Genomic DNA, 4,433 nt, shown 5'->3' with positions numbered 1-4,433 from the left:
AGGGGGAGGGATTCCTGCATTTTATACAGATTCCTAACCTGACAACTATGATAACTATTAATATTTTTAAAAAAACATTTAGATTTGACGTAACGTATACTAAATAAGGAGGTTAATTTATGAAGGCAAGAAAGAAATTTGCAAAAATGCTAGAGGAACCGGGCGGTATCATTTTGCCCGGTGCTCCTGATGCTCTGGCAGCTAAAATTATAGAGGAAGTAGGTTTTAGAGCTCTTTTCACAACTGGGTATGGTACATCTGCTACTGTTCTGGCTCAACCAGATAGAGGTCTATTAGACTACAAAGAAATGGTAGAAAGAGCTTCTCAAATATCAGAAGCAGTTAATATTCCAGTTTTTGCTGATGCAGATACTGGGTATGGAGGAGTCTTAAATGTACAACAAACAGTCAAGGGCTTTGAGAAATCTGGTGTTGCAGGCATATTTATTGAAGATCAAGTTTGGCCAAAAAGATGTGGACATATGGAAGGTAAAAAGGTAATTGATGAAGATGAATTTTTAGCAAAATTAGAAGCGGCTTTAGATGCCCGAGAAGATAAAGATTTTAAAATTATGGCAAGAACTGATATAAGGGCCATAGATGGATTGGAAGCTGCAATTGAAAGAGGGAAAAAATGTGAGGAAATTGGAGTGGACCTACTTTTTATTGAGGCCCCTCAAAGCAAGAAAGAATTAAAAAGAATTGGGAATGAATTTCCAAATATACCTTTAATGGCTAATATGATCGAACATGGGAAAACTCCAATTTTAAACAAAGAAGAATTAGAAGAACTCGGCTATAAAATTATTGTTTGGCCTTTGTCTGCTTTATATGCTTCAGCTCAGGGTATGTATATTGTTTTGTCATCTTTAAGAGAAAATGGTGAGACAAATGAAGTTATGAATCATTTAATGCCCTTTGATAAATTTAATGAAATGATTGGTTTAAAAGAAATACAAAAGTTAGAAGAAAAATATTCAAATTAAAAAGGTGGTGAATTTGTGCCTACATTATCTGAAAAAATATTTGAGAAACATTGTATTGAAGGAGAGGCAAAAGCAGGTAATTTTATAAGAGCTAAGTTAGATTTAGTAATGGGAGAAGATGTTACTATTCCTCTTGCTTTAAATAAATTTAAAGAATTAGGATTTGAGAAAGTTTTTGCTAAAGGCAAGGTGATTTTTGTTCTTGATCATTTTTTACCCACAAATACTGTTGATTCTGCCAAAACTCATAATAAAATAAGAAAATTTGCAAAAAAATATGACATTAAAAATTTATATGACCAACATAACATGGGTATTGAACATGCATTGCTTCCCGAACAGGGGCATATCTATCCCGGACAATTAGTGATAGGAGCAGACTCTCATACATGTACTTATGGAGCACTTGGTGCTTTTGCTACTGGAATAGGTAGTACAGATATGGCTGTAGGGTTGGGTACAGGAGAGTTATGGTTTAAAGTCCCAGAAACAATTAAGTTTAATTATAAAGGAAAGCTTCCTGAGTGGGTATCTGGTAAAGACTTAATATTATATACAATAGGTGATATTGGAGCAGATGGAGCGACTTATAAAGCAATGGAATTTGGTGGAGAAGTTATAAAAAACTTACCAATGGCTGATAGATTTACAATGTCAAACATGGCTATTGAAGCAGGAGGAAAAGCAGGTTTGATTGAAGTTGATGAAAAAACAATTAATTATTTAGAAGAGAAAGTTAAAAGAGAATATGAAATTTATAAAAGTGATAAAGATGCAAATTTTGAAAAAGAAATAGAATATGATGTAAGTGATATGGAACCTCAAGTTGCATTTCCATATTCACCAGAAAATACAAAAGCTATTAGTGAAATTAAGGAAAGCATAAAAATTGATGAGGCAATAATAGGCTCATGTACTAATGGTAGATTGGAAGATTTACGTAGAGCTGCAAAAGTTTTAAAAGGCAAAAAAATAAATAAAGAAGTTCGCTTGATAATCATTCCAGCCACGAGACATATTTATAAAGAAGCTATGAAAGAAGGTTTATTAAAAATATTTATTGATGCTGGAGCGGGAGTTAGTATGCCTACCTGTGGTCCTTGTTTTGGAGGACACACTGGAGTATTAGGACCTGGAGAAGTAGCAATAACTAGTACAAATAGAAATTTTAAAGGTCGATTAGGAAGCCCAGACAGTAAAGCTTTTCTGGCAAATCCTTCTGTAGTGGCTGCATCAGCTATAGCCGGAAAAATTGTTCATCCGGAAGAGGTGATTTCATGATTTTGCAAGGAAACGCAGTCAAGGTTGGTAGAAATATTGATACTGATCAGATTATACCAGCTCAATATTTAACTTTAACTGATAGTAAAGAATTAGGCAAGCATTGTCTGGAAGGTTATGAAAAAGATTTTCCAAAATTATTGGATGATGAGACTATAATATTTGCTGAAGAAAATTTTGGATGTGGAAGTTCTAGAGAACATGCACCTTTTGCAATAAAAGGAGCTGGAGTTAAAGCAGTTGTAGCAAAATCATTTGCACGTATATTTTTTAGAAATGCAATAAATCTAGGATTAACAGTGATCGAATCCCCTGAGGCTGTAAATGATGTTGAAAAAGGTGATAAGATTAAGATCAATGCAGATAAAGGGAAAATTTATAATAAAACCAAAAACAAAAACTATGATTTTTCTCCATTTCCTAAAATAATTAAAGAAATATTAATGGCCGACGGTGTAACAGGTTATTTTAAGGAGAGAAAATCATGATAAAAGGTGTCCATCATATAGCATTTGTTGTAAATGACCTTGAAAAAGGAATAGAAATTTTTAAAAATGATTTGGAGCTGATTTTTCAGGGAAAATCTACTCTTGAATATAGAGGAGTAAAAGTAGGCGTATTTAAAGCAGGAGAAGTTTTGTTAGAGCTGATTTATCCATATAAATCTGGACCTGTAAAAAAATATTTAAAAGAAAATGGTCCTGGATTTTTTCATTTGGCTTTTGATGTAAATGATATTGATAATGCAATAGACCATATTATTGACCGGGCAATTAGTATAAAAATGAAAGACAAAGAAGCAAGAGAAGGTTTAGATTGGAAAGTAGCTTCTTTTGAAAAAAATGATGTTTTAAATATTATTATGCAGTTTGCAGAAAATAAGTAATATATATGATTTAAATTGTATAATCAATAAGAGGTCTGCCGTTTATAAGAGCGGTAGTCCTTTTTTATATTTTATTCATTTTTAATTCCTCCAGTATTTCTTATATAGATATTTGTTGTATAAGCGAATTTCATAAAAATAAGCCTTGATATAACAAAGATTTTAATGATATAAAAAGGGCTTCACTCCAATCTTGTCGAATTTATAATGTTTCTAAGCCCGTCAAAGAGATTTTCAAAAGTTTTTTGTAGTAATTTTAATTATACCAGCTAACTTGACATGGTCATTTTCTTTCTTCAAAATAATGGTTATTTTAGCCTGGCAAAAATTATTTTCAAAAATAGCTTGACCTGGAGTTAACTCAAGGTGATAGGCTACTAAAGTAAGAGGCTATAAAAGAAAAAATTGAACGGTTATTTAGAAAAAACAGAAGAACAGCTTTAAAAAGCTGGAATAGAAAAAATATATAGGAGCTGATAAAGATGTTATACAGAAAAATGGGAAAAACAAATGAAAAGGTTTCTGTTTTAGGATTTGGCTGTATGAGATTACCTGTTATTGATGGTGAACAAACTAATATTGATGAGGAAAAAGCAACAAAAATGCTGAGATATGCAATTGATAACGGAGTAAATTATGTTGACACAGCATACCCTTATCATGGTACAGGATTTGATAAACCGGGAGAAAGCGAGCCATTTGTAGCAAGAGCCTTAAAGGATGGTTATCGAGAAAAAGTAAATTTAGCAACAAAGCTTCCAATCTGGTTAGTCCAAAGTAGAGAAGATATGGATAGATTATTGGAAGAACAACTTGAACGCCTGGAAACAGATAAAATAGATTTTTATTTACTTCATTCACTAAATAAAAGTACCTGGGAAAATTTAAAAAAATTAGGTATAGAAGAATTTTTAGATCAGGCTATAGAAGATGGTCGGATAAAATATGCTGGATTTTCTTTTCATAGTGATGTTAATTCCTTCAAAGAAATTGTAGATTCTTATGACTGGTCATTTTGTCAAATTCAATATAATTATTTAGATGAGAATTATCAAGCTGGTAAAGAAGGTTTACAATATGCTGCTGATAAAGGGCTGGGGATTGTCATTATGGAGCCAATAAGAGGCGGCAGCTTAGCTGGAGAAATGCCCGAGGAAATTATGAAGAAATGGGAGGAAGCGCCAGTAAAAAGAACACCAGCCCAGTGGGCACTCAGATGGGTAATGAACCATCCAGAAGTTTCAGTAGTTTTAAGTGGGATGACCGCTATGGAGCATGTG

At 32.8% G+C, this 4,433-nt stretch carries 5 protein-coding genes; all 5 read left to right on the top strand.

What is annotated here, in order from left to right:
- Positions 1–119 precede the first annotated feature (119 nt).
- A complete protein-coding gene (locus DER71_RS11640; RefSeq protein WP_114474676.1) occupies positions 120–986 on the top strand; it encodes an oxaloacetate decarboxylase in 867 nt (288 codons plus the stop codon).
- A 15-nt stretch (positions 987–1,001) separates the two neighbouring features.
- Complete coding sequence (gene leuC, locus DER71_RS11635; RefSeq protein WP_114474675.1) at positions 1,002–2,267, top strand: 3-isopropylmalate dehydratase large subunit; 1,266 nt, start codon at positions 1,002–1,004, stop codon at positions 2,265–2,267.
- On the top strand, positions 2,264–2,755 hold the full coding sequence (gene leuD, locus DER71_RS11630; protein ID WP_114474674.1) for a 3-isopropylmalate dehydratase small subunit: 492 nt from the start codon (positions 2,264–2,266) through the stop codon (positions 2,753–2,755). The genes leuC and leuD overlap by 4 nt, the downstream gene beginning before the upstream one ends.
- Positions 2,752–3,153 carry a VOC family protein gene (locus DER71_RS11625; protein ID WP_114474673.1) on the top strand — a complete coding sequence of 134 codons (402 nt, stop codon included), beginning with the start codon at positions 2,752–2,754 and terminating at the stop codon, positions 3,151–3,153. The genes leuD and DER71_RS11625 overlap by 4 nt, the downstream gene beginning before the upstream one ends.
- A 482-nt stretch (positions 3,154–3,635) precedes the next feature.
- Positions 3,636–4,433: aldo/keto reductase (locus DER71_RS11620; RefSeq protein ID WP_114474677.1), on the top strand; the 798-nt coding region annotated here is incomplete at its 3' end.

Origin of the sequence: Halanaerobium sp. DL-01 (genome assembly GCF_003338615.1) — a bacterium.
In the GTDB taxonomy this organism is placed as follows: domain Bacteria; phylum Bacillota; class Halanaerobiia; order Halanaerobiales; family Halanaerobiaceae; genus QPJE01.
Note: the sequence above shows the minus strand (reverse complement) of the source record. Positions and strands in the feature narration are given on the sequence as shown.

Coding starts and splice junctions, on each gene's coding strand:
- DER71_RS11625 (WP_114474673.1), top strand. CDS start 2,752: ATGATAAAAGGTGTCCATCATATAGCATTTGTTGTAAATGACCTTGAA.
- leuD (WP_114474674.1), top strand. CDS start 2,264: ATGATTTTGCAAGGAAACGCAGTCAAGGTTGGTAGAAATATTGATACT.
- DER71_RS11640 (WP_114474676.1), top strand. CDS start 120: ATGAAGGCAAGAAAGAAATTTGCAAAAATGCTAGAGGAACCGGGCGGT.